Here is a 26,504-nt window from a genome sequence, read left to right as displayed (position 1 = left end):
GCAATGTAGTTGTCACCACCTCCGAAAGGTTTAACAATGAGTAGAATTACCGGTACATTTGCCGAGTTGAAACGAACCGGAAAAAAGGCCTTGGTGACCTTTATCACGGCCGGTGATCCGGACCTTGCAACGACAGAAGAGCTGATACCGCTCCTGGCGGAGAACGGCGCCGACATCATCGAGCTGGGGGTACCCTTTTCCGACCCCATGGCCGATGGCCCCACGATCCAACTCTCCTCCGAGCGTGCCCTTGCCGCCGGCACAACCCTGTCGAGGATTTTAGCTACAGTAAAATCCGTCCGGGGTCGCACCCAGGTCCCCATCGTCCTGATGGGATACTTCAACCCGATCTTCAGCTACGGCCTCGAACGGTTTGCCGCCGATGCGGCCGCGGCAGGGGTCGACGGCGTCCTGCTGGTGGATCTTCCCCCCGAAGAGGCGGGGGAGTTCAAGGCGTGCGCCGACCGGCACGGGATCGACGTCATTTTCCTCCTCACTCCCACGTCCGACGAGACGCGGATCCGCACGGTGACCAACCGTGCCCGTGGCTTCATCTACTATGTCTCCGTAACCGGCGTGACCGGTGTCCGCAGCGGCATAGAGGCATCGGTGGCCGGCAACGTGAACATCATCAAGGAGTGCTCTAAGGTGCCGGTGGCAGTAGGATTCGGTATCGCCACCCCCGAACAGGCGGGGGAGGTGGCTGCCACGGCCGACGGCGTGGTGGTCGGCAGCGCCATTGTGAAGCTTTTCGAGAAGCACCGGGGTGAGGAACTCAAGGGAGCACTGGCAACCTTTGTCTCATCGCTGAAGCAGGCAGTGGACCGGGGAAGATACGACAATTGACTTTGTCGTCGATTTCTGGTACCAGAGGACTTCATTTTTACTAAAAATATCCGGGGCGTTGCTTGTCCCGACGGAGTGAAAGATATGGCGTGGTTCAAACGCGACAAGGCGCCGGGCGCGGCAGACAAGAAGGTGAAGGTTCCCGAGGGGCTGCTTACCAAGTGCGTGAGCTGCAAGGCTAACCTCCTAACGAAGGATCTGGAGAAAAACATCAATGTCTGCCCCCAGTGCGGCCACCACTACCGGATCTCGGCCCGGCAGCGGATCGATCTGCTCATGGATCCGGGGAGTTTTGCGGAGCACGACGCCGGCATGACGTCGGTGGACGTCCTCAACTTCAAGGATTCCAAGAGCTATCAGGACCGCATCCAGCAGGCGGTTGCCAAGGGGGGCTCCCGTGACGCCGTTGTCTGCGGCGAGGGGGCGATTGACGCTGTCCCGGTGCAGCTGGCTGTCTTCGACTTCTCCTTCATGGGGGGAAGCATGGGGAGCGTGGTGGGGGAGAAGATCACCCGCGCCATCGAGCGGGGGATTGAGAAGCGGACCCCGGTCATCATCATCTCCGCCTCGGGCGGCGCTCGGATGCAGGAAAGCATTCTGTCGCTGATGCAGATGGCGAAGACCTCGGCAGCCCTGGCGAAGCTGAAGGATCTGGGGCTTCCCTACATTTCGATCCTCACCGATCCCACCACCGGCGGCGTAACGGCAAGTTTTTCCATGCTGGGCGATGTCAATATGGCCGAGCCCAAGGCCCTGATCGGTTTTGCCGGACCGCGCGTCATCGAGCAGACCATCCGGCAGAAACTTCCCGAGGGATTCCAGCGTGCCGAGTACCTCCTGGACCACGGCATGGTGGATTTGATCGTGGAGCGTAAGGATATGCGGGCAAGGCTGGCCCAGATCCTTTCGATGCTCTACCGCCGCTGAAGCGGAGAGGTGGCGAGCGATTGACCGGCAGGGGCGGAGGTGTTCTCTCCGCCCCTGTTGCTTTCGTGGGTCAAAGCGGTGGATTTTCCCCCTCTCTTCCCGTATAATCCCGCCCGTCATGACCTACGAGGAGACCCTGACACATATCTACGGCCTGAGGCGTTTCGGGATCAAACCCGGGCTCGAACGGATCGCCACGCTTCTGGAGAGGCTCGGCAATCCCCACGAGCGGCTGCGGGTCGTTCACGTGGCAGGGACCAACGGCAAGGGGTCCACGGCGGCGTTCCTGGCCTCCATCCTGACGACAGGCGGGTATCGGACCGGCCTCTTCACTTCTCCCCATCTCACCCGATTCACCGAACGGATTCGCATCGACGGCACCGAGATCGCCGAGGATGCGGTTTGCCGCATTGCCGGGCTGGTCATGGCTGCCGCCCCGGATGGCACCACCTTTTTCGAGATCGTGACCGCCATGGCGCTCCGTTATTTTGCCGAGGAGCAGGTGACTGTCGCCATTCTCGAAGCGGGTATGGGGGGAGGCTCCGACGCCACCAGCGCCGCTTTCGGAATCCTTTCCGTCATCACTCCCGTGGCCCTTGATCACTGCGTGTGGCTCGGCGATTCGCTGGCGGCAATCGCCCGGGAGAAGGCCGGCATCATCAGGCCGGGGAGGCCGGTGGTACTTGCGGAGCAGCAGGCGGAGGTTCTTGACGTCATCAAGGAGCGGAGCACGGCCCTCAATAGCCCGTTGGTACGCTTCGGCAGCGATTTCGGCGCATCTTGGGGAACGGATGGGCTTGACTACCAGGGGATGGGACGGGTGCTGTCAGGTCTCACACTGGGAATCGGCGGGCGTTATCAGGCCGTGAATGCGGCGACTGCCCTGGCTGCCGCGGAGCTTCTGACCACCGTCGGCTACTCACTTGCGGATGAAGCGCTGCGCAGCGGTATCTCCCAAGCCCGCTGGCCAGGGAGAATGGAATATTTTGCCGGCCCCCCCCGGATCATTTTTGATGGGGCCCACAATCCGGCAGGTGCCTTGGCCCTGGCCGAATCCCTGGCGGGAGTGCCGCGCCGGCGTCTGATCGTGGTGGTCGGGGTCATGGGGGATAAGGATGCCGCCGGAATCCTCGGGCCGCTCCTTCCCCTTACTGACGAGGTGGTGGCGGTTACCCCGGCGGTGGAGCGGGGGTTGTCCTCGGCCGAGCTTGCCGCCCTGTGCCGCCGGTTGGGCGTTTCCGCTACCGACGGCGGACGCGTGCCCGAGGGGCTTGCCATGGCCCGCAACATGGCCGCGGTCGATGATCTGATCCTTGTCTGCGGCTCCCTCTTTACGGTGGGAGAGGCCCGGTCGGCGCTTCTCGCCCAGCGGTTCGAACCTTTCCGAGGATAAGTGACAGTTACCCATGGGAATTTTTTCATACAGACACCTCCTTCTCTTTGCGCCAGTTTTTCTTTCGGTACCGGCAGCGGCGTTAGCCCAGGGCGACGCGGGCGGTCCGGTCCATGTGGAGGCGGATACCCTCACCCACGAGGCGGCCCAGGACCGCATCGAGGCCACGGGGAGTGTCCGGATAAGGGGGCGGGGGATGACGCTCCTGTCGGACAAGGCGCTCCTTTTCCCGGATCGCAATGAAGCCGAGGCCCTGGGAAACGTGTCCCTCAAGAGCGACGGTGACATGCTGCGCGCCGACCGGCTGCGGATCAACTACGAGGATGAGACGGGAGAGGTGGAGCAGGGAGACGCCTTCATCAAGAAAGGGAACTTTCATGTCCGCGCCGCCCGGATGTACAAGCTGGGCACCGACAGTTACCGGCTCGAGAAAGGAACCTTCACCACCTGCGATGCCGAGCGCCCCAGTTGGAAGTTTTCGGCCTCCGACGTGAACGTTACCCTTGGCGAATACGCCACCGGCAAGCACGCCCTCTTCTACCTGAGCGACGTGCCGATCTTCTATTTCCCCTATATCGTGTTTCCGGTAAAGACGGAGCGGCAGTCGGGCTTTCTTACTCCTCGCGGCGGTAACTCCAGCAAGAAGGGGCTCACGTTTAATCTCGGCTACTACTGGGCCATCAGCCCGAGCCAGGATGCCACCATCAACCTCGACATCCAGAGCAAGCGCGGCGAGGGGCTCGGCGTCGACTACCGCTACATCCGGAAGCGGGGGAGCGAAGGGAGTTTCCGGGGCTATGCCATCTACGACTCCAACCAGCAGCGGTTCCGCGGGGACATGAGCCAGAAGCATCAGGAGATCATTTCCGATACCTTCAACATCAAGTCGGACATCAACTTGGTCACCGACCGCGACTTCTACCGCGATTTCGCCGAACAGACCGGGGATTACAACCGGAACCAGCTCGATTCGTCCCTTTCCCTGACCAAACAGTTCCACCGGCAGGTGCTCGTCGGAGAATTCAAGTACGTGGAGGATCTGCGGGAGGAAATTCTCGACAACCGTAAAACCCTCCAGAAACTCCCGGTCATCAGCCTCTTCGGCGTCCGGGAACGGCTCTTCGGCTCGCCGCTCTTTGTCTCCCACGAATCGAGCTTCACCAACTTCTACCGCAGCGAGGGGATCAAGGGGCAGCGGCTCGACCTCCACCCGGTCCTGACCGCCTATGCGAAGCCCTTCGATACCATCGAGGCCACGGCATGGGCCGGCTACCGCCTTCGGCTCTACAATGCCTTCGATGTACCCCCCAACGACCCCAATAATCTTCCTGATGCCGACGGCTACCACGGCATGGGGCTCTTCACGGGTGGGGGAGCGCTCTCGTCAACCTTGGCGCGGGTCTACGAGACAGGGTACGCGGCCGTCCCCAAGGTCCGCCACGTCCTGATCCCCGAGGTACGGTACAATTTCGTGCAGAACCGGCAGCAGCAGGGGCTCCCCTTTTTCGATTACAACGACCGTCTCGTTCACGAAAACCGCGTCGTCTACTCCCTGGCCAACTACGTGACCGGCAAGTTCGCCGGTGCGGGAGATACCGCCGAGTACCGGGAACTGCTCTACCTGCGGCTTTCCCAGGGGTACGACTTCAGCGGCGACCGGCGCGATCTCCTGACGCTCGTGGACAAGAAGCGGCCTTTCACCGACGTGATGCTGGAGGCCCGGGTCAATCCCCTGAAGCAGGTATCCCTCTCCCTCGACAGCCGGTTCAATGTGTATGATGCCAACATCTCCACGACAGCCGTTTCCGCCGATGCCAAGGACGAAAGCGGCAACGCCGTGGGGGTGACATATCGCTTCGCCCGCGATGAGGTCGACTACCTGGAGGGGAGGGCCTCCGTGGCCCTGTTGAAGCCGGTATTCCTGAGCTACTCCGCACGCTACTCTTTCGACAAGAAGGACTTCCTGGAGTCGTTCTATTCCGTTGAATACCGTCACCAGTGCTGGAGTGTCAGCGTCACCTACCGGGACCGCGTCGACACCAAGGATTTCTTCGTGAACTTCAACCTCGCGGGGATCGGGTCCCTGGGGACGGTCAGGCTGTTTTAGTCCCGACGGGTTTTCAACCGAGCACATCGTATGACAGGAGAGGTCTCCATGCCTGAAATGTTTGTTCCACGCGCCATTCTCGTCACCGGCGGCGCCGGATTTATCGGCTCCAACTTCATCACCCACTTCATGGCCGCTAACCCCGGCTGCCGAGTGGTCAACCTGGATATCCTCACCTATGCGGGGAACCTGAAGAATCTCGTGGGGGTTGAGAAAAACCCCGACTACCGCTTTGTCCGGGGGGACATCTGCAATGGGGAACTGGTCCGTGAACTCCTGGCCGAGGAGCGGATCGAGGCGGTGGTCCACTTCGCCGCCGAGTCCCACGTGGACCGCTCCATCACTGGCCCGGAAATTTTCGTCCGCACCAACGTCCTCGGCACCCAGGTGCTGCTGGAAGAAAGCCGCCGGCATTGGGAGGCGAAGGGTGTGGAGCGGTTCCGGTTTCTCCACGTATCCACCGACGAGGTCTACGGCACCCTTGGTGAAACCGGCTACTTCACCGAGGAGACCCCGCTCGCACCCAACTCCCCCTATTCGGCCAGCAAGGCGGGTTCCGATCTCATCGTGCGGGCCTACTATGAAACCTACGGGTTCCCGGCCCTCATCACCCGCTGCTCCAACAACTACGGCCCCTACCAGTTTCCCGAGAAACTCATCCCCCTCATGATCCACAACATCGTGGCGAACAAGCCCCTTCCGGTGTATGGCGACGGCAGGAACGTCCGCGACTGGCTCCACGTGAAGGACCATTCCTCGGCCATCGAGACGGTCCTCAAGGGGGGAAAGCCGGGGGAGGTCTTTAATGTCGGCGGAAACAACGAGTGGTTCAACATCGACATCGTCCAACTCCTCTGCGATCTCCTCGATGAGCGGCTCGGCAGGCCAAAGGGGGAGAGCCGGGGGCTCATCACCTTCGTGAAGGACCGCCTGGGCCACGACCGGCGCTATGCCATCAGCGCCGCAAAGATCAAGAGGGAGCTCGGCTGGGAGCCCTCGTACACCTTCGAGCGGGGGATTGCCGAGACCGTTGACTGGTACCTGGCCAATGGCGCTTGGGTCGAGGAGGTCACCTCGGGGGCCTATCGGGACTATTACGAGAAACAGTATGGAGGAGAGTCATGATTCTCGTCGTCGGCGCCAAGGGGATGCTCGGCCAGGACCTCATGCGGGTGCTGCCGGGAGACGTGCGCGGGGTGGACATCGAGGAGATCGACATCACCTCGCCTGAGTCGGTGCGTCGAGTGCTCCTGACCCTCAAGCCCCGGGTGGTGGTGAACTGCGCCGCCTACACCGATGTCGACGGGTGCGAAACCAACGTCGACCTCGCCATGCGCGTGAACGGGGACGGTGTGGGGCACCTGGCAGCCGCGACCCGGGAAATCGGAGCGCTCCTCGTTCAGGTGAGCACTGATTACGTCTTCGACGGCACCAAGGGAACACCCTACGTTGAGGATGATCGGGTCAATCCCCTGAGCGTCTACGGCAAATCGAAGCTCGTGGGGGAGAAAAAGGCCCGGGAGAACCCCGACCACCTCATCGTCCGGACCCAGTGGCTCTATGGCCATGGGGGAAAGAACTTCGTGGAGACCATGCTGCGGCTTGCCGGGGAGCGGACCGAGATCGCCGTGGTGGATGACCAGATCGGCTCCCCCACCTGGACCGCGGACCTCTCCCTCGCCATCACCGAACTCATCGAGAACAACTGTCGGGGCACCTACCACGCCGCCAACCGGGGCACCTGCTCCTGGTACGAATTCGCCAGGGCGATCTTCGCCGAAGCTGGCGTCGGGATGACGGTGCGCCCCCAGAGCACGGAAGAGCTGGGACGGCCGGCGCCCCGTCCTCTCTATTCGGTCCTCGACTGCGACAAGCTTACCCATGATGCGGGGCTTGAGTTGGAGGACTGGCGCGAGGCCCTTAAAAACTATCTGGAAAGGCGTCAGCCGGCAGTAAGAAGCTGACGGGAGGGAGACCCTGTGTTGGAACGAGGAGAACGCCCCTGGGGGACCTACACGGTCCTTGAGGAAAACACCAGTTACAAGATCAAGCGGATCGAAGTGAATCCGGGGCAGCGGCTGTCGCTCCAGATGCACCACCACCGGAGCGAGCACTGGATCGTGGTTTCCGGCACTGCCAGGGTGACCTGCGGTGATGAGGAGTATGTGGTCAACGTGAACGAGTCCACCTTCATTCCCATCGGCCGGAACCACCGGCTGGAGAACCCCGGCAAGATCCCCCTTGTCATCATCGAGGTACAGAGCGGCGAGTATCTGGGCGAAGACGACATTGTCCGCTTCGACGACGACTACAATCGCTGTGAGCCGGGAACGGAGACTTTCTCCGGAGAAACTGATTAGGCGACAACGGCGTCTCCTCGCCAGGACGGTAGCCGCATAGTATCGACCGGTTGAAGGACGGGGCGTCGCTCCCCCCAGCGACATGTATCCCAAGGGAAAATAGGTGTATTGAAAAAGGAGCCGAGCGGCTCCTTTTTTTATTCCTTCTACTGATCTCCTTCTGCGCGCCGGGGAGATCTTCACCTTTATTGTTCGAGAATGGGCTCGACTATTGCATTTTTTTCATTCAAACATTTACAGACAAGATACAACTTGGTGATATTGCATATTTTTGTGTGTGGCTCACCCACGTTGCCGGCTATTTGGCTAGGGATAGTGTCAATAACTTGTTGATTGGATTATTAGGTATATAAGAGATATTCACTAATGATCTGAGGCGCTTGTAAACAAGAGCGTGATATTCAGTCATTTGACGTAATCTGTGCTTTGCATTGCAATGGGGGAGGGGTGGCGTGGTAGGCAAGAGCACTTGTCAGAGAGTTGGCTCGTCGTTGATGCTATTGTTTGTCGGCGTCTTGTCACTGGCCGGCCCAGCCGAAGGAGCGCTGGAATGTTACAGCTGCCACGGCTCTTCGAGCCCGGTGGATTACCGGCCCGCTGACAATGCCTACCGCAACATAAGCTCGGGCGGTTTTCAGGGGAACCACCGAACCCACATGGACGCCTCCGCCGTGCCTGGCAGCTGCTCCCAATGCCATCCGGGGAGCGCTTCGTACACTGCTTCTCACCGCAACGGCAGCATCAGGATTTCGAGCCGCATCAACAATTCACCCCTTGCAACCGCCTTCCGCAATCACACCTCATCCCCCCAGAGCGCAACTCCCACCCCCGGAAGCTGCACGAACATCAACTGCCACTTCGAGGCGGCGACCCCGATTTGGGGCTCTTCGCCCCTTGCTGCCCCGACCGGCTGTTCCGCCTGCCATGGCGCGGCGCCAAGCGACGGAAACCACCCGGCGGTCTCTGGTTCCGGCAAGAAACACGGCGACTACCTGGGAACCGGGACGGGGAGTTGCGCCTCGTGCCACACGGACCACACCGCCGAGGCGCGTCCCTTTGCCCACGCCACGAGCGTCGCCAAGCGCGCGCTCGTCGTAAAGTTCACCAAAACGCCCAACAGCGGCGGCACGTACAGCGGAGTCCTCACCTATCCCGGCTATCTGCCGAGCCAGAACCCGCCCCGCAACGGAACCTGCGCCAATCTCTACTGTCACAGCGATGGTCGCGGCGGTGCACCGTTCACGGTAGCGCGCTGGTCCGATTCGGGCACCATCCAGTGCTATTCGTGCCACCGGGGCCGCAGCTCCGACAGCACCGAGGCCAACTGCACCAGCGTGGGAGGCACTTGGGACAGCGACAAAACAAAGTGCTCCCCCTATCTCAACATGAGCAGCAACGGCCACAATAAGCTGGTGGGCTCCCACTGGATCCGGAAGTACCCTTGCTCCTATTGCCACAGTGCCACGGCTGACAGTGCCGGTAACATCATCGATACGACGAAGCATGTAAACGGCACGAGGGATGTGAAGATGGCATCCCAGTGGAACATCGTGGGGCGAACGGATGCGTCCTATGATTCAACAACCAAGGTCTGTTCCAATGTCTATTGCCACAGCGACGGCACCACCGATCCCGAGACCGTCCGCGCCTTCCCCTGGACCGCCACCAAAGCCGGCTGCAACGACTGCCATGGCCACCTGCGGGGCGGCTGTTCTGACACCGGCTGCCATGACGGACGCATAGAAGGCGGGAAGGTGTGGACTCTCCCCTCACGTTTTGGGGCGCTTGGTGCGTACGCCTTCCCGACTGGCCAGGAGTGGATGGAGGCGATGCCGATGTTCGCCAACCAGGGGGCGGGTACTCCCCGCGCCAACTCCCATCCCCGCCACTCGGAAACGAATTTCAGCTGCGACAACTGCCATGCCGCCACCGTTATCGGGGACTGCGCTTCCTGCCACAGCAACGGCATTCCCATCGGGAGCATGGGGGAGTCTTCGCACCTGAACGGCACCTACCACGTCAACAAGACCAAGGACGTGGTCTTCAAGGATGGAGGCTCCTACAACCCGGTTGCCAAAACCTGCTCCAACACCAAGTGCCATACCAGCGGAACCGACCCGGTCTGGGGGGGGGCGGTGACGGGGGCGGTCACCTGCCTCGGCTGCCACGGGACGACCGGTGCGGACCAGGACGACTACAACTCATTCAACGGCACCCAGGCGCGCATCAGCCTCACCCAGTGGACGGTGTCCGGCCACGGCCGCTACTCCTCTGCCGGCGCCTATCCGGTTTCGGGGAACCCGGCGGCAAATTTCCCCGGCAACCCCTGCTGGTATTGCCACGACAACAACGCTCTGCACAAGGACGCCACCAATCCCTTCCGGCTCAGAATGCACCGCCAGTACGAGCGCCGCTTCGTGAAGGAGTGCGTCTACTGCCACATGACCCGCAGCGACGACGAGTGCATCGGCTGCCACGTGGGGCAGGCCGATTCCCTGGCCCCCCAGGCCACGGCCGTCGGTATCGTTTTCAGGCAGAGCAACTGGAGCACGGTAACGCAGTTTCCCAGTCACATCCAGGTGACCGGCTGCACGGCCGTCAACTGCCATGACTCCGACAGCGGCACCTTCGCCAGCGGCACCCACAAGGGGCACGACGTCAATGCCGGAACCTGGACGGCGGAGCAGAAGGATGACGTCAGGAACCAGTACCTGATGATGGGGGTATGCCTCCAGTGCCATGACGACGACAGCGGCGGCCAGTGCACCGAATGCCACCGGGCTCCTGAGAATGACCCCCTGAAGTACTCGCTCGGCTTCGATCCGCTGATGTCGGGGACCCGCTTCATCAAGCCGAAGAGGGCCCGGGCTTCGGCCGGCCATTTCGGCTATAAGCACTACCGTGCATTCAAGGATTCGGGCGGGTGGACGAAGATCCCTTCAGCTACCAAGTCACCCATATGGGGTACCTATTCCAGTTACCAGGGAAGCTGGAAGGGGGGCAAGTTCTGCTGGGACTGCCATGACCCCCATGGGGACTCCAATATCTACATGATCCACGACAAGGTGGCCACCACCTCCGACGGCCGTTTCGGTATCCCGAAAACCCGTGCCGACGTGGTATTCACCAAGAAGCAGAGCGGTCTTGACTATGCCCGGACCACGGCGCCCTACAACGGCATCTGCAACGTCTGCCATTCACCTTCCGCCAGACACTTCACCAGCGTGAGCGGCGACGGCCACAACGTGAGCCGGGTCTGCACCACCTGCCACGAGCACCGCTTCGCCGACAGCCACGCCAACAAGCAGGCGTGCAACAGCTGCCACGAGAACGCCAAGCCGATCCCGAAGCATACCGCCTTTGGCCTGCCGCGGGACTGCACCAAGTGTCATTCGGGAACCATCGGCAAGCGGATGGACATCATGGGACAGATGCGCTCCAACTCCCACCACGTCCAGCGGGCCAACGGCGAGGTTAAGAACACCGACTGCTACCAGTGCCACTGGGAGGCCACCCCCCAGGGGCTCATCGATGTGGACTACCACGAGGGGTACAACTACAAGATTTACTCGTCGGTGAAGAACGCCAAGGTGGACCTGGTGGTCTGGAAGCCGAGGGTCCGCCCCACCTTCTACAACACCACCACGGCCATCCAGTTCCTGGCCTCCAACATCGGGACCGCCTCGGAGCGGGCCGAGGCGGCCAAGGTTACCAACCACTGCATCGGCTGCCACAGCGACCAGAACAACGACACCGATGTCTTCGGCGACTGCAAGACCCCGCGTCAGTATGCGTGGGACCGCTCCAGCATCGCCGCCCGCTACCAGCAGACCGGCACCACGACCTGGGGCAAGTACGCCGGCACGGCCAATGCCGCCAGGAAGAACCAGACCAAGGCCTTTTCCGCCCATGGCAATGCGACGGCAAACCGGGGTGGCTGGAGCACCCAGACCGGCTACGACGGCGACATACCCAATACCCGCGGCGGTGGCCAGGCGGTCCAGTGTTACGACTGCCACAGCTCCCACGGCTCCAAGGCCAACGGCACAACCACGAGCTACGTCACCTTCAACGGCACCAAGAACGGCGGCAACCTGAAGGAGACCCAGGCGGGCAAGGGGGGCTACGCCATGACCTACAAGGCGTCGTCGAATTCGGACAGCAATTCGGTCAACCCTTACAACACCGGCGCCGGCCAGTGCTTCGACTGCCACCTGACCCGCAACAGCGGCATCACCCCCTGGGGTTATTTCTCCACCTTCGGCGCAATCTCCTCGGTGAGGGGGTATCGCGATACCGACAAGTTCGGCCAGGGGCAGGCGGGATACATGAAGCGGACGTCGTTCAAGGGCATCACGGTCAAAGGGGGGCACTTCAAGGCATCGTCCTCCCTTACGAACAATGCCATGGGTACCATCGACGGTCTCTGCACCCCCTGCCACGACCCCCACGGGGTCAGCCCGTCCCTCGGCAGCGATCAGGCCTATGCCGTCCCGCTTCTGAAGGGGACCTGGATGACCTCTCCCTACAAGGAAGAGTTCCCCCTGGACGGAGCGATCACCGGCAGCCGGGGTAGCAGAGGATACCAGAACCCGACACCGACCCCCTATGTCAACCTTGACCAGGGGACTTTCGGCTGGCGCAGGATCACGGAAGAAGACACGAAGTTTGCCGGTCTCTGCATGCGGTGCCATCCCAAGTCGAACCTGACTGCCGGCACTGACAAGACGAAGCCGTGGAAAGGCGTTGACCGCGTTCACCAGACGGTGAAAGGGTGGGGCAAGAACGACATGCACACATTCACCTGCTCCAAGTGCCACGTTCCCCACGTTTCGAGCCTCCCGCGGCTCATGCAGACCAACTGCCTCGATGTGAAACACCGCGGCCGGGTGGCTTCCGGCGGCGCCGCCGGCGAGGGGAGCGGCACCTTCCCGAAGGGGAAAGGGCAGAGTCGCGTGAACTGTCACCCGACTGGCGTGTGGCCCGACAACTCCTGGAACTCCAAGACACAATGGTGATTGCGATGATATATGCGTTAAGACAATTGGTTCGTGGCACGGCAGCCGGTGCTATTTCACGGTTGGCTTTGCTGCTGTTCTTTGTGGCGTCCATGGCGGTACCGGTTTTCGGCGCAGGCGGCGACAAGCTCCGGGATGCGGGTGACACCCCCCAGGCGGGGAAGCAGGAGGCAAAGGCGTCGGTAGTGGATGGTGACGGACGGCTCATCGTTACCGGCTACCGTAACCTTGCGGGCCTGACCGATGACGACTACTGGACCGTGAAGTTCAATCCCGACGGCACGGTAGCGTGGCGCGCCTCCTACAACCGGGCGGGGGGCTCCGACCAAGCCACTGCCATCGCCGTGGACTCCAACAATGACGCCATCGTCACCGGCTTTGCCTGGAACGGCAGCAACTTTGACATCTACACGGTCAAGTACCGGGGAAGCGACGGTGCAAAGCTCTGGGAGAATACCTATAACGCTCCGGCCGGCGGCAACGACATCGGCACGGCCATCGCCGTTGATGGGCTCAACAACGTCTATGTGGGCGGCTCTGTGCAGAACGCGTCCGGCAACGAGGACTACATCGTCCTGAAGTTCGGCGTGAACGGACCGAACCCCGACGGTACCCCCCTCTGGATCGCCACCTGGAACGGAACAGCCAACGGCACGGACAAGCTGGCGGCGATAGCCACGGGGCCGGGGGGAGTGGCGGTGACGGGGCAGTCGTGGAACGGCACCGATTTCGACGTTCTCACCATCAAGTACGACTACGCCGGCACCAAGCTCTGGGAAAACCGCGACAGCTCGGCAGGCACCAATGCCGACGCGGGACGGAAGGTGAGGGTGGACGGCTCGGGGAACGTTGTCGTTGCCGCCTCGGTCAATAACGGCACCAACGTCGACATCTACACGGCAAAGTACAACGGGACCAATGGCGCCTTGCTCTGGAGCGCTACCTACAACGGACCGACCAACATGGACGACGAGCCGACCGCCCTTGCGCTGGACGGAGGGGGAAACGTCTATGTGACGGGGTATGCCACCACCCTCACCGGGAACGAGGATCTCGTCGTCATCCGGTATGATTCGACCAACGGCACGAAGGCGTGGGACAAGCTCTACGATTCGGGGGGAGGGGGGCACGACTTCGGCACCGACATCGTCTTGGATGCCGGCGGTAACGTCTATGTGGGCGGCTACACCCTCACGGGTGCCGGCACCACCGACATGCTCTGCATCAAGTACCAGAACGGAGCCGCCAGTGCCGGCGAGCTCTGGCACACGGCCTTCAACGGGACGGCAGGTAAGAGCGACAAGGCGGTGGGGCTCGGCATCAAGACCACGGACAACGAGTTCGTGGTGGTTGTTGGGGGATGGTCCGATGTCTGGACCGCCGGCGCATCGGACTACGACTACTGGCAGGTGGTATTGGACGCCGGGAGCCTGAATTCGCCGGGCAACCTGACCGCGACGGTCCTCTCCAACACGTCCGTCAAGGTCGACTGGACCGACAACTCCACCAACGAGGACGGCTTCCGCATCGAGCGCAAGCTCACCAGCGAGGGGATCTGGGCCGAGGTCGGCACGGTGGGGGCCAACGTGACCACCTTCACCGACACGGGGCTCACGGCCAACAGCACCTACTACTACCGGGTCCGTTCCTACAACGCCCTGAACGGCAGCTCAAACCCCTCTGACGAGATCAGCGTCATCACCCTGTATGTGAACTATCTCGCGCCTACCTGGAACTACGTCTTCAACAGCAGCGACAACAGCGAGGACTACGCGGAAGCGATCGCCGTGGGGCCCGACAATAACCCCGTGGTTACGGGCTACAGCCTGGCCACCTTGACCGGTTTCGACTACTACACGGTCAAGCTCGACCATACAACCGGAGCACTCCTCTGGTCAGAGCGCTATAACGATGTGGACAGCGAGCTCGACATCGCCAAGAGCGTGGTTGTGGACGGAAGCAACACCGCCATCGTGACCGGCTACTCCTCTCTCTATTACGCCCCGGCGGCCAGGAACATCAATTCCGTCTTCACGCTCAAGTATCCCGCTGCCGGGGGGATTCCCCTCTGGGAAGGGCAGTACAACGGTCCCGGCGGCATCGACGACCGGGCGCGGGCCATCGCCACCGCCGTCGACGGCTCCAACAACGTGGCGGTGGTGGGGTACGGCAAGAACGCCGCCAACAATGACGACATCTACCTGCTCAAGTATGCCGCCACCCCGCCCCTGGACGGCTTCGGCAAGGCGATACCCGCCTGGTCGGCCACCCCCTACGACGGCGGCGGCAACGACTATCCCTCGGCCGTTGCCTTTGACAAGGACGGGAACATCGTCATTACCGGCTACCGTCACAACGGCATCAACTACGACATCTACACCGCCAAATACAACGGCGCCACCGGCGTCAAAATCTGGGACCACATCCTCGACGGCGCCGGCCACGGCGACGACTATGGCCAGAGCCTGGCCGTGGACGCGGTGGGTAACGTCTACGTCACCGGCAGCACCCGCAACGCCGCGGGCAACGACGACATCATCCTCGTCAAGTATGACGGAAAGGCGGTGCCCACCGCCAGCCGGGTCATCTGGCAGAAGAGCTACGACGGAACTACCGCAGGCAACCCCAATGCCGACGACAAGGGGATCACGGTCAAATACGACCTGATCGACGACACCGTGGTGGTGGCCGGCACGACCCTCACGGGAACCGGCGACCACGACTTCATCATCATCCGCTACAGCAGCGCCGGAAACGTGGTCTGGCAGAAGGTCCACCTCCGCCCCTCGAGCGATGACTATGCAACCGCCATGGCCATGGATGTCAGCGGCAACGTTAGTGTCGTCGGCTATACGGGGCCTGCCAGCGGATTGACCACCGATGCCATGGCGGTGAAATTCGACTACGCGGGAAACCTCCTCGCCGCCACCATCTACAACGGCGCTGCCAACGGCTACGACCAGGCCCTGGCGGTGACGGTCAACTCCCTGGGCGAGACCCTGGTGGCGGGGTATACCACCAACGCTACGGGAAACGCCGATTACCTCGTTTTCAAGGGAGACGGCACGCCGCTGCAGGCGAGCTCCCCCTTTACCGCCTCTCCCTTCTACACAAAGGCCGATCTCGCCTGGACCGATACCTCCACCGGCGAGGACGGGTTCACCATCGAGCGGCAGGTGGGGAACTGCACTTCATCCAACCCCTGGCAGCTGCTCACTACCACTGCCGCCAATACGACCGCCTACTCGGATACGGGGCTCAACGTCGGCGAAGAGTACTGCTACCGCGTCCGGCCATTCAAGAGCGGGCAGCCGGATCAGCGCTGGATCGAGCGCGATATCGTGCTTACCAGCCCGCCGCCCCCCAGCGTCGTGACCCCCGTTGCCGCCAACACCACCACCGTCAATCTCACCTGGCAGGACAACACCACCGGCGAGACCGGTTTCCGCATCTTCCGCTGCACCGGGAGCACTGTGTCCTGCAGTGCCGCGGATTACGCGGAGATCGGCTCCGTCGCGTCCAACGTCACCACCTACAGCGACACTGGCGTCACCGCCGCCACCACCTACACCTACAAGGTTCTTTCCTACAAGACCGCTGACTGGCAGTCCCAGTTCTCCACGCCCGCCAGTGCCACGACGCCGACCCCCACGGCCCCCACGGGCCTGACCGCCACCAGGGGGAGCGAGGGGCAGATCGACCTCGCCTGGAGCGACTCGAATAACGACGAGAGCGGTTTCAAAATCGAACGCTGCACCGGATCGGGATGCAGCACCTTCACCCAGATCGATACGGTTGCCGCCAGCGCCACCTCCTACAGCGACATCGTGGCGGTACAGCCGGACACGCTCTATCGCTACCAGATTCGGGCGTACAAGACGTCGGCTGCCGGCTGGAACGGCCCCTACAGCGGCGTCGCCGAGGCAACCACAACCTCCGCAGCCCCAAGCCTGACCTCAGCCACGGCGGCGGACACCACCACCGTAAGCCTTGCCTGGACCGATACGGCCGGATCCGAAACCGGCTACAATGTCGAGCGCTGCCTTGGCACGACCTGTGCCGAACAGGATTACAGCGTCGTCGTCCTCACCGCCCCCAGCGCGACAAGCGTTTCAGATGCATCAGCCTGCAATTCGACCACCTATACCTACCGGGTCCGCGCCGTAAACCAGGGCCTTTCCCGTGGCAACGGCGGCACCTGGAGCCGGAAGGTTCCCCTCGCCATCGCCAATTTCCAGCCTTACTTCCAGACAAAAGTCGTCATCCCCTACGATGCCGACATGAAGGCCGATTTTACCGACATCCGTTTCTACGACGAGACGACCCAAAGGGAGATTCCCTACTGGATCGAGAGCAGGACCAACAGCACGACCGCCACATTCTGGATCAAAACCGGCGGGTTCAATACGATTTCCCTGTATTACGGTAATGGGGGCGCCACGGGTGCCGGCAACGGTCCGCTGGTATTCGAGCTCTTCGACGGCTTTGCTTCCGCTGCCATAGACACCTCAAAGTGGACCACGTCGGGCGCCTATTACTCACAAACCGGCGGCGAGTTCCTGTCGAGCGGCGGCCCAGGCAGCTGGTCCACGGGGATGTACTCCGTTGCGAACTTCAGCCGTCCCTTTGTCTTCGAGGTGAACCACTACCGCTCGGGCGGCCAATATATGATGCCCGGTATCAAGTCGACCACCGCCGACGTCAGCTACACCGATTTCGCCTATGCGGCCTACCCGATCTATGACGGCGGCGGGAACCGCCTGGCGGTCTACGAGGATGGAAACAGCCGCGGGGACAACAAGAAGGCGATCTCTTCGGATGTGTGGCAATACTTCCGGTTCGAAGTCTTGCCGACTACGGGGGCCAACTACTATCACGGCACCAGCTCCAGCGACGCCACCTCCTTCTATGCGAGCACTTACAGCACGGCTCCATCATTCAAGGTGGGCTTCGCCAACTACAACCAGGTATTCAAGCTCGACAACGCGCGGGTTCGCAAGTTCGCAGCCCCGGAGCCCACAGTGACACTCGGGGAGGAAGCGGTTTTCGGCGGTACCTTCCCCATCATGTGGGACGGGCTAGCAAGTAATACCCGTAGCGTGACAACGCCAACCCCCATGCCCCCTTCTGGGTTTACGGCAAGCCGTGGCACTGAGGTCCAGATCGATCTGGCATGGACCGACACCACCAGTGATGAAACCGGGTTCCGGATTTACCGCTGTGCGGGCGCAGGGTGTTCCGTCTTCAGCAAGGTCGGCAGCGATCTTCCCGCAAATACCACATCGTTCAAGGACACCGGCTTGACCCCCGGCACCAGCTACACGTACAAGGTCGCGGCCTTCAAGACGGCATCCTGCGGCTGGGAGCTGGAGAGCGTCACCTCCACCGCCCAGACGACGGTCCTGCCGCCGGCGGCCTTTGCCGTCAGCCCCGCCGTTACGACCGGCTGCGAGGATATCCGCGCCACCGAGAGTGACGGGACGCTTCTCAGCCAGTGGGTGCAGCAACTCCAGTGCAACACCACAGGCACCAGAATCTGGCAGAAAGTCTCCTCCATCCCCGTGGGGACCAAGACCCTCTACTACTACTACGGCAACACCACTGCGCCCTCCGTTGACAACGGCGATGCCACCTTCGAGTTCTTCGACGACTTCACCGACACTGCCATCAACGGCGCCAAGTGGACCCAGACCCTTGGGAGCGCCGGTAACTTCACTGTCCAGAACGGGACCCTGCGGGGGAACAACAGCAGCGGAAGGCTGGTGTCAACGTTCAAGATGCTTAACGGCATGCTCGCCACCTTCAAAGTCAAGACGACGACCCTGGCTGCCAACACCCACATGGTGGGCGGTGTCTACAACGGGACCTACGACTACTTCGGCATCTCGGTGGGGCCCAGCCACGGCGGGTATAACCTATACGGCGAATGGATTACCGCCGTGACCACCACCTCGGTGCCGGCCAACAACATGGGCTATTCAATATACAGCACCGATGGCGCCACTACGACGATCCAGGGGTACAACTGGGACACCGGCGCGTGGTACATAAGTCCAATGTCCAAGAGCTATTCCATCAACAATAAGCCTCTCGGTCTTGGCCTGACCTATTACGGGGACTATTACGGCGGCCAGGCATACCAGACCGACTGGTACTGGGTTCTGGTGCGAAAGCTTGCTGCCGTTGCCCCGACCGCCACCGCTGGCACGAAGGAGTATGGCCCCTTTACCCTCGGCGGTGCAACGTTTGCCGTCCGCATCCCCCTTACCGTCAACCATACGGCCACGGGGGCGGCGGCGCTCAGCAACTACCAGGCAGTCCTCCCGCTGCTTGACACGACGCCCCTTGCAGTGGACCGGATAACGCTCGCCTGGAGCGACAACTCCGGGTCGGAAACCGGCTTCGGCATCGAGCGCTGCACCGGCGCCGGATGCAGCAACTTCGTCCAGATCGACACGTCCGCTGCCAATACGACATCCTATGTGGACCGGGGGGTGGATGCTGCCCAGACTTACTGCTACCGGATAAAGACGCTGATCCCCACGGGGGATTCGGCATATTCCGACGTGGTCTGCAAGAGCACCTCGACCCCCGCGCCACCGGCCGGCCTGGTGACGGCGGTGAGCGGCACCCGCGTGGACCTTTCCTGGACCGATACCACCACCAACGAGGACGGATTCCAGATCGAGCGGTGTGAGGGGCTCAACTGCGACTTCACCACCCTTGACAGCGGCTTCCCGGTGACCATTCCCCAGAATGCCACTGCTACCGTAACTTACAGCGATACCACCGCCTGCGCCGGAACGTACATGTACCGGGTGAAGTCCATCAAACCGTGGGTCACCGGCTGGCCTGCAACCTATACCGCCGCGGTTCCCGCCACCCTCTCCGATCCCCAGGCACCATCGGCCTTCACGGCCACTGCCCAGTCCGAGGTATCCGTCGTCCTTGGCTGGGCCGACAACACCAGCGACGAAACCGGCTTCAAGATCGAGCGGTGCACCGGCACCGGCTGTACGACGTTCAGCCAGATCGCGACGGTCGCCGCCAACGTGACGAGCTACACCGACTACGGACGCCTTCCCAACACGACCTACCGCTACCGCGTGCGGGCCTACAAGGGGGGCGGGTGCGGTTGGGATACCCCCTACAGCGCCGAGCAGGAGGTTGCCACCACGGTCCCGCTTCCGACGGGCCTGACCCTCACCACGCCCTCAAGCACCCAGGTGGCGGCTTCGTGGACCGACACCACCTTCTCGGAAACCTCCTTCAAGATCGAACGGTGCCAGGATGCCGGCTGCTCCACCTTCAGCGAGGTCGGTTCGGTCAGCGCCGGCGTCACTTCCTATACCGATTCAAGCGTCTGTAGCGGCACGAGCTACACATACCAGGTTCGGCCGGTCAACGAAGGGTTCTCCTCCGCCGGCGGCGGCTGCTGGAGCAGGCGCGCTCCCCTGACGATTGCGAACTTCCAGCCGGATTTCCTCGTGAAACTGACCATCCCCTACGATGCCGACATGCAGGCCGATTTCAACGACCTGCGCTTCATCGATCAAGGCACCGGTGGAGAGCTCCCCTACTGGATCGAGAGCAAGACCAACGGCGCCACGGCCACCTTGTGGCTCAAGACCGGCAAAACGGCTTCCATTTATCTGTATTATGGCAACCCGTCGGCATTGGCTGTCGGTTCCCAATCTGGGGTGTTCGGTTCCGGCCTCATGGCCTACTTTCCTTTCAATGAAAATGCCGGGACCACCACCGGTACCACGAAGGACTTCAGCGGCGCCGGTAACGACCTGACCATGAACGGTTTCAGCGCTCCCTACGGTGTTGTGAGCGGCGGCCCCTACGGCAATGCCCTCAGCCTGAACGGTGGCGGGGCCTGGGCCAACCGGGCGGCCCCCAACGTGCCGACTGGTAGTGTCGCGACGGTGGAGGCATGGATCTATCCCAAGGTCTATGCCGACGCTTCATACAACGGCATCGTTTCCTGGAGCAGCCGTGGCTGCAACGGCCTCGGTTTCGCCCTGAGCATCCAGAACAGCGGCCGTCCCAGCATGCCGACCTGGTGCAACGACTATGTGCCGGGAAGCGGCGCCACGGCCACCCTCAACGCCTGGAACCACGTGGCTGCGGTCCTGAACGGCCAGTCGGCAACGCTCTACGTGAACGGCCAGCAGGTGGGGGCCACGACACTCCCCTATCTGCCGAATCTCTCTTCCGTCAACCTGGCGGTCGGTGTCCTCGACTATCCCGGCCGCTACTTCAACGGCCTTATAGACGAGGTGCGGATTTACAACCGCGCGCTCACCGCCCAGGAAATCACCTCCCGCTATGCCGCCGCCATTCCCACGGTTTCCCTCGGGGCTGAAGAGCAGGCCGGCGGCTGCTATACCTCCGACTGGCTCTACACCGGCCAGCCGAGCGCCACCAAGTCGATCACCACGCCGACCATCGCGGCCCCGACCGGCTTCAGCGCCACAAGGGGAAGCGAATCCCAGATCAACCTGACCTGGACCGACGCCAGCAACGACGAGACCAACTTCGTCATCGAGCGCTGCAGCGGCGCCACGTGCGATTTCAGCGGAGCGGACACCATCGAGCTTCCCGCGGGCCCCACGTCCTACAATGACGTGGGGCTTCTCCCCGACACCACGTACCGGTACCGGCTCCATGCCAAGCGGACGGCATCCTGCACCTCCTACAGCGCCTACAACACCAACGGCATCGTTTCGGCATCCACGACGGTCCTGGCGCCCACCAGTCTGACCGCCTCCGCATCCAGCAGTACCTCCGTCACCCTGCGCTGGACCGACAATTCACCCTCCGACACCGGTTTCCGGATTGAGCGGTGTATGGGGAACCCATGCAGCAACTTCTCGCTCGTTGGCTATTCGCCGGGTCACGCCACCAGCTACGAGGACACCGGTGTCTGCCCCGGCACCGCATACACCTACCAGATCAAGGCGGTGAACGTGGGGCTCTCCTCTGGCGGGGGAGGTTCGTGGACCCGCCGCAAGCCGATCACCATTGCCAACTTCCAGCCCAACTTCCAGACAAAGATGACGGTTGCCTATGATGCCGGCATGAAAGCCGATTTCTCGGATATCCGCTTCTTCGATCCCGCCACCAACCAGGAACTCCCCTACTGGATCGAGAAGAAGACCGACAGCTCCACCGCCACGGTCTGGGTGAAGACCAGGACCAGCAGCACCATCCATCTCTACTACGGGAATCCCAACGCCGAAAGCATCGCCAGCGGCGCTCTCGTCTTCGACTTCTTCGATGATTTCACCGACAACGCCATTGACACGACCAAATGGACGGTCACCGACGGCACCGGCTTCTCGGTCTCCGGCGGCTATCTCCACGGCACCAACGTGACGGGCCGACTGACATCCAAAACCAGCTATTCGCCGGGAGTCATTCTCGACATCAAGGCGAAGACCACCTCGTTTGCCATCGACGGACAGATCATCGGTGGGTTCTCTGCCGGGTCGTACAATAACGTGGGGTGGCTTGAGCACCCCGCCTATGTCCACTTTATCAATAACAATTCCTACACCGCCAAGGGGGGAACCCCGACGACCACCGCAAACATGCTCTACTCCATGGCCGTGATAGATGCGTCGTGGGTCAATATGCAGGCGACCAACTTCGATACCGGCGTCCTCTACTGGAACGCGGGGAACGTCAACAACGGCGTGGCGGCGGAGCCCATCGTCTTGGGGCGCCGCTATGATACCGACGCCTCCAACGACCAGCCCTACGCCACGGACTGGGACTGGATCAGGGTGCGCAAGTACGCGGCAACCGAGCCGTCGGCAACCGTCGGCGCCGAGGAGCAGTCGGCGGGGTATACCTTCACCGCCGGGTACACGGGGCCGGCCAGCGCCACCGCCACAGCAACCACACCCGCTCCCGTTGCGCCGGGTGTCCTGACCGTCACGCCGGCAACGGATACCTCGCTGTTGCTCGGTTGGGGCGACCCGATCCCCGACGAGACCCGCTTCGTCATCTACGGGTGCAACAATGGTGACTGCTCCAGCGCAACGCAGATCGCCACCGTTGCGGGGGGGACGGCGATTTACACGCATCCGGGCCTTACCCCGTCGATCCAGTACTGCTACCGCGTCAAGGCCGAGAAAACCGCTGCCTGCACCACCGGCTGGGAGGCGCTCTACACGAACATCGCCTGCGGGACGGCCATCTCCGCCCAGCCCCAGACCCTGACCGCCACCCCCCTCAATGCCTTCACGATCAGGCTGAATTGGGCCGACATGGCATCGGATGAAGAGGGGTACGAAATCGAGGTCAAGGCATGGAACGACAAGTGGGTGAAGACGGCCACGGTGGGTGCCAACGTTACCACCTATGTCGATGCCATTGGCATCGAACCCCTCAAGAGCTATACCTACCGGGTGCGGGCCTATCGGGGCAGCGATAAATCGCCTTACAGCAACACCGCGTCAGCCACGACCCAGGCCTATGTGCCGGGCGACAGCAACTGCAAATAGGAATGTTCATGGGCCGTGTGGGCCATACACCGGGGAGGCAATGATGATTTTCAGGCTGCTGTGGGGAGCGGTTCTCGGTCTGCTTGTGGCGAGTGGCGCCGTAGCGGCCGGTCCGGTGCAGACCGGAACGCTGAACGGACGGGTTTTGGGCGAGGGGGAAAATCCGCTGGCTAACGGCTCGGTTGTGCTGTTCAGGCGGGGCGCCGGTCCGCCGCCGGCCCCGGACCGGTACTGGCTGGTTCCCGATTATGTGGAGGATCTGGACGATGACGGCCGGTTCTCGGTCGCGGTGGAGGCGGGCGCCTACTACCTGGCGGCGATCAAGCGGAACAACCGCAAGGAGATCGGTCCGCCGAAGGATGGGGAGCTCTTTCTTGTTGCCGCCGATGCCAAGGGAATGCCTGCGACGTTCACCGTAAAGGGTGGGGAAACGGCCGGCGCCGGGACCATTGCCGGCGTTCGTCCCTTTGGCAAAGAAACGGCAGCGGCACGTCCCGCGGGGTTTACCGCCATTGAAGGGACAATCGTCGATGGGGATGGAAAACCCGTTGAGGGGGTCATCGTCTTTGCGTTCACCTCGCCAACAATGGTGGGAAAGCCGCTTTTCGTCTCGGAGCGGTCCGGCAAGGAGGGAAACTACCTTCTGCGGGTCGCGGCGGGCGGGGTGTATTATCTGAAGGTGAGGGATGTCTACGGCGGTGGGGAACCCGCCGAGGGGACTGTCTACGCAACCTTTGGGGGCGATATCCCCTCGGCGGTCAATGTGGACTATGGCGACGTAAAGAAGGGGATCACCATTCCCGTCAGCCGCTTCGAGCGCCCCACCCGGAAGAAGGGGAACAGGTAACGCTCAACCGCGTCTTCTTCCAGTCAACGCCCCTGGAACGGAGATGAAAGCGATACGCTGATGGTCCGGCCACCCTGAGAGAATTTCACGCGCCGCTCGCCGATCTCGACCACCCGGGCGCCGGCAACCTCGGCCCCTTCTCCCACAAGGTTCCCGTTCACCACGGCCCGCCGCAGGCTCCGCTCCTCCTGCCAGGCAATGCCCGAGACGGTGAGGTTCGCCCCGGGATACTCGGAAGGTGCCGGCTGCTCCGCTGCGACAGAGCGCTGAACCGGTTTCGGCGCCGGAGCCGGTGCCGCGACGGGTGCTGGGGGCGCTGCCGGTTTCGCCGGTATGGCAGCCGGTGGCGCTTCCGTTGGGGTGGGCGTGAGGGGTGGGGGGGAAGGGACTGTGACAGAGGTCACCTCCTCAACGGGAAGTGGCCTGTTCCGGTCGACGGAGCGGGACTGTTCCGGTTTTTCACCTTCGGTTCCCTTCTTCAGCACGATGCCTGTCCCGACGCCCGCCGCCAGGAGGACGATGCCGGCGGCAACGAGGATGAAGGGCTTGCTTCCCCATGACCTCCCTGCGGATTCGATACGGGTATGCCCCAGCACATCCGGTCGGATGTCAATGCCGCCACCCTGGCGGGCCTTGCGTTCCTGCTCCATTTTTCTCAGTGCATCGAGTATCAGGCTCATCGGCTCTGCTCTCCGTTTGATCGTGTCTGTGCCACTTTTCCCCGGGAACGGTCACCCGCCTCTGTCCGGGCAGCCGTTTTTCCCTGGGTGAGGCCGGGCGGAAAGAACCCTCCGGCTCTCCGGTAAAGGAGGAGCAGGGTCTTTTCCCCGGTCCTGCCGTCGGCATCGAGCCCCTCCGCCGTCTGGAAAGAGCGGATTGCCTCCTGGGTGACGGTGTCGTAGGTTCCGGATATCCTCCCTGCGTAGTATCCCGCTCCCTTCAGCAGTTCCTGCAGTTGTCCGACCGCTTTGCTCCTCCCCCCCGGCTTCAGCCGGGAGGGAATGCCATGAAAATTCTTCCAGATCACCGAAGCGCGGCCGCTCCAGAGTGTCGACAGCTCACCCCCGGTCAGGGTCGAGTGTCCGGCAATGGGTGGATCGATGCCGATGTGCCCTTTGTCGAGGGAGGTCAGGGCCACGAGGCGTTTCCCCCCTTGGGGAAGGGTGATGTGGAGAAGGGCGGGGGTGTCGAGGCGGGCCAGGTCATTGAGGGTGCCCGAGAGTTCGGTCACGGTCAGCCCCCGCTCCCGGGCAAGGGAGCGGAGATCGGCTGGTGACGGACTGGAGGCGACGGGTGGAGCCTGCCACGACCGGAGGATGGTATTGACCGCGGCCGAGAGGTTGTCCTTCTCCGGCACGGCGGCAAGGCCGGCTAAGGCCGCCGTGCGTTTGAGGGGTTGCTCGCCGGATGCGGCCGGCTCGGTCGGGGGAGGGGATGCGGACGGAAGGGATTCGCCCCCTTTCCGCGTCACGGCGAAGGTTCCTGCCCCCAGGGCCGCCACCAGGATGAGGGCGGCAGCGACCGCGAAGCGTCGGGACGGCGAGGGGGGGCGGGCTTCCGTGGCCACGTCGGCAATGGCAGCGGCTGCCATGGCGGGCGAAACCTCGCGGGCCTCGGTGGTGTAGGCCAGGAGGAGTGCCCGGTCGCAGGCGGCGTTGATGAGCCGGGGAAGTCCCCCGGAAAAGCCGAATATCTTCTTTACGGCGCCGGCGGAGAAAATCACCGGCTCCCGCCCCCCGGCGGCGATCCTGATCCGGTGGCGGATATAGTTTTTCGTGTCGTCGAGTCCCATGGGCTCCAGGTGGTAGCGGACCGTGATCCGCTGGTCCAGTTGGCGGAGTTCCTGCCGGGCCAGGAGGTGTCTCAGTTCCGGCTGTCCCACGAGCACGATCTGGATCAGCTTGTCCCGCTCGGTCTCCAGGTTGGAGATGAGCCGGATCTGCTCCAGGACCTCGGGGGAGAGGTTCTGGGCCTCGTCGATGACCAGGACCACCGTATGGCCGGCCCGGTTTTCGTCCAGGAGGAAGCGGTTGAGGGTTTCGAGGAGCTCACTCTTCTCGGTGCTCGTGCCGGGGAGGCCGAACTCCCGGATGATTCCCTGCAAGAGCCCCAGGGGGGAAACCGTCGGGTTGAAGACGAGGGCGGTCCGATGGGTTTCCGGGTCGAGCTGGTTGAGGAAGGTCCGGATGACAGTGGTCTTCCCGGTGCCCACCTCTCCCGACAGCTCGATGAAGCCGGCGCGGGTGTCGATGCCATAGAGAAGGTGGGCGAACGCCTCCTGATGGCGCGAACTCAGGAAGAGGAACGCGGGGTTCGGGGTGAGGGCAAAGGGGTGTTCGCTGAAGCCGAAATGGTCGCAGTACATGGGGTTTCACCGAATCCGGCGGGGGGCCGGAGCGTGCTTGAAATAATCGGGAATCCCATTGGATATACGTGCCGGCGCCACGCCTTGTCAAGCTCTCTCGTGTCGGTAGTCATCATTCAGGGAA

Annotated in this window: 12 protein-coding genes; 10 read left to right on the top strand and 2 right to left on the bottom strand. The window is 62.5% G+C overall.

The features are described 5' to 3' along the window. Window positions 1-36: 36 nt before the first annotated feature. The 10 genes from trpA (at window position 37) to GMET_RS12425 (ending at window position 24,015) form a co-directional block, all read left to right on the top strand. Complete coding sequence (trpA, locus tag GMET_RS12470; RefSeq protein ID WP_004512422.1) at window positions 37-846, top strand: tryptophan synthase subunit alpha; 810 nt, start codon at window positions 37-39, stop codon at window positions 844-846. 84 nt (window positions 847-930) lie between these two features. After that, window positions 931-1,773, top strand: coding sequence for an acetyl-CoA carboxylase, carboxyltransferase subunit beta (accD, locus tag GMET_RS12465; protein ID WP_004512423.1), 843 nt, complete (start codon window positions 931-933; stop codon window positions 1,771-1,773). A gap of 118 nt (window positions 1,774-1,891) precedes the next feature. Then, window positions 1,892-3,166 carry a bifunctional folylpolyglutamate synthase/dihydrofolate synthase gene (locus GMET_RS12460; protein WP_004512424.1) on the top strand — a complete coding sequence of 425 codons (1,275 nt, stop codon included), beginning with the start codon at window positions 1,892-1,894 and terminating at the stop codon, window positions 3,164-3,166. Window positions 3,167-3,179: 13 nt separating this feature from the next. Further along, on the top strand, window positions 3,180-5,273 hold the full coding sequence (locus GMET_RS12455; protein WP_004512425.1) for an LPS-assembly protein LptD: 2,094 nt from the start codon (window positions 3,180-3,182) through the stop codon (window positions 5,271-5,273). A gap of 48 nt (window positions 5,274-5,321) precedes the next feature. Continuing rightward, complete coding sequence (gene rfbB, locus GMET_RS12450) at window positions 5,322-6,398, top strand: dTDP-glucose 4,6-dehydratase (protein WP_004512426.1); 1,077 nt, start codon at window positions 5,322-5,324, stop codon at window positions 6,396-6,398. Further along, window positions 6,395-7,237 (top strand): dTDP-4-dehydrorhamnose reductase, encoded by an 843-nt coding sequence (rfbD, locus tag GMET_RS12445; RefSeq protein ID WP_004512427.1) that lies wholly within the window; start codon window positions 6,395-6,397, stop codon window positions 7,235-7,237. Before rfbB ends, rfbD begins: the two co-directional genes overlap by 4 nt. 18 nt (window positions 7,238-7,255) lie before the next feature. Next, window positions 7,256-7,633 (top strand): cupin domain-containing protein, encoded by a 378-nt coding sequence (locus GMET_RS12440; protein ID WP_187148449.1) that lies wholly within the window; start codon window positions 7,256-7,258, stop codon window positions 7,631-7,633. 494 nt (window positions 7,634-8,127) lie between these two features. Continuing rightward, the gene (locus GMET_RS12435) at window positions 8,128-12,651 is read left to right on the top strand and encodes a CxxxxCH/CxxCH domain c-type cytochrome (protein WP_148206084.1); all 4,524 of its coding nucleotides are present in this window, start codon (window positions 8,128-8,130) and stop codon (window positions 12,649-12,651) included. A 68-nt stretch (window positions 12,652-12,719) separates the two neighbouring features. Beyond that, window positions 12,720-23,168, top strand: a complete 10,449-nt coding sequence (locus tag GMET_RS12430) for a DUF2341 domain-containing protein (protein WP_238378923.1) — start codon at window positions 12,720-12,722, stop codon at window positions 23,166-23,168. A 43-nt stretch (window positions 23,169-23,211) separates the two neighbouring features. Then, window positions 23,212-24,015 (top strand): carboxypeptidase-like regulatory domain-containing protein, encoded by an 804-nt coding sequence (locus tag GMET_RS12425; protein WP_004512432.1) that lies wholly within the window; start codon window positions 23,212-23,214, stop codon window positions 24,013-24,015. Window positions 24,016-24,038: 23 nt separating this feature from the next. Here the strand turns inward: GMET_RS12425 and GMET_RS12420 are convergent, their stop codons facing one another. After that, the gene (locus GMET_RS12420) at window positions 24,039-24,695 is read right to left on the bottom strand and encodes a hypothetical protein (protein ID WP_004512433.1); all 657 of its coding nucleotides are present in this window, start codon (window positions 24,693-24,695) and stop codon (window positions 24,039-24,041) included. After that, window positions 24,692-26,380: an AAA family ATPase gene (locus GMET_RS12415; protein WP_004512434.1), complete on the bottom strand. Its 1,689-nt coding sequence runs from the start codon at window positions 26,378-26,380 to the stop codon at window positions 24,692-24,694. Before GMET_RS12415 ends, GMET_RS12420 begins: the two co-directional genes overlap by 4 nt. Between the last annotated feature and the right edge of the window lie 124 nt (window positions 26,381-26,504).

Origin of the sequence: Geobacter metallireducens GS-15, assembly GCF_000012925.1 — a bacterium.
In the GTDB taxonomy this organism is placed as follows: Bacteria; Desulfobacterota; Desulfuromonadia; order Geobacterales; family Geobacteraceae; genus Geobacter; species Geobacter metallireducens.
Note: the sequence above shows the minus strand (reverse complement) of the source record. Positions and strands in the feature narration are given on the sequence as shown.

Excerpts from the sequence above, each read along its gene's own strand:
- trpA (WP_004512422.1), top strand. The coding sequence starts at position 37 with ATGAGTAGAATTACCGGTACATTTGCCGAGTTGAAACGAACCGGAAAA.
- accD (WP_004512423.1), top strand. The coding sequence starts at position 931 with ATGGCGTGGTTCAAACGCGACAAGGCGCCGGGCGCGGCAGACAAGAAG.
- GMET_RS12460 (WP_004512424.1), top strand. The coding sequence starts at position 1,892 with ATGACCTACGAGGAGACCCTGACACATATCTACGGCCTGAGGCGTTTC.
- GMET_RS12455 (WP_004512425.1), top strand. The coding sequence starts at position 3,180 with ATGGGAATTTTTTCATACAGACACCTCCTTCTCTTTGCGCCAGTTTTT.
- rfbB (WP_004512426.1), top strand. The coding sequence starts at position 5,322 with ATGCCTGAAATGTTTGTTCCACGCGCCATTCTCGTCACCGGCGGCGCC.
- rfbD (WP_004512427.1), top strand. The coding sequence starts at position 6,395 with ATGATTCTCGTCGTCGGCGCCAAGGGGATGCTCGGCCAGGACCTCATG.
- GMET_RS12435 (WP_148206084.1), top strand. The coding sequence starts at position 8,128 with ATGCTATTGTTTGTCGGCGTCTTGTCACTGGCCGGCCCAGCCGAAGGA.
- GMET_RS12425 (WP_004512432.1), top strand. The coding sequence starts at position 23,212 with ATGATTTTCAGGCTGCTGTGGGGAGCGGTTCTCGGTCTGCTTGTGGCG.
- GMET_RS12420 (WP_004512433.1), bottom strand. The coding sequence starts at position 24,695 with ATGAGCCTGATACTCGATGCACTGAGAAAAATGGAGCAGGAACGCAAG.
- GMET_RS12415 (WP_004512434.1), bottom strand. The coding sequence starts at position 26,380 with ATGTACTGCGACCATTTCGGCTTCAGCGAACACCCCTTTGCCCTCACC.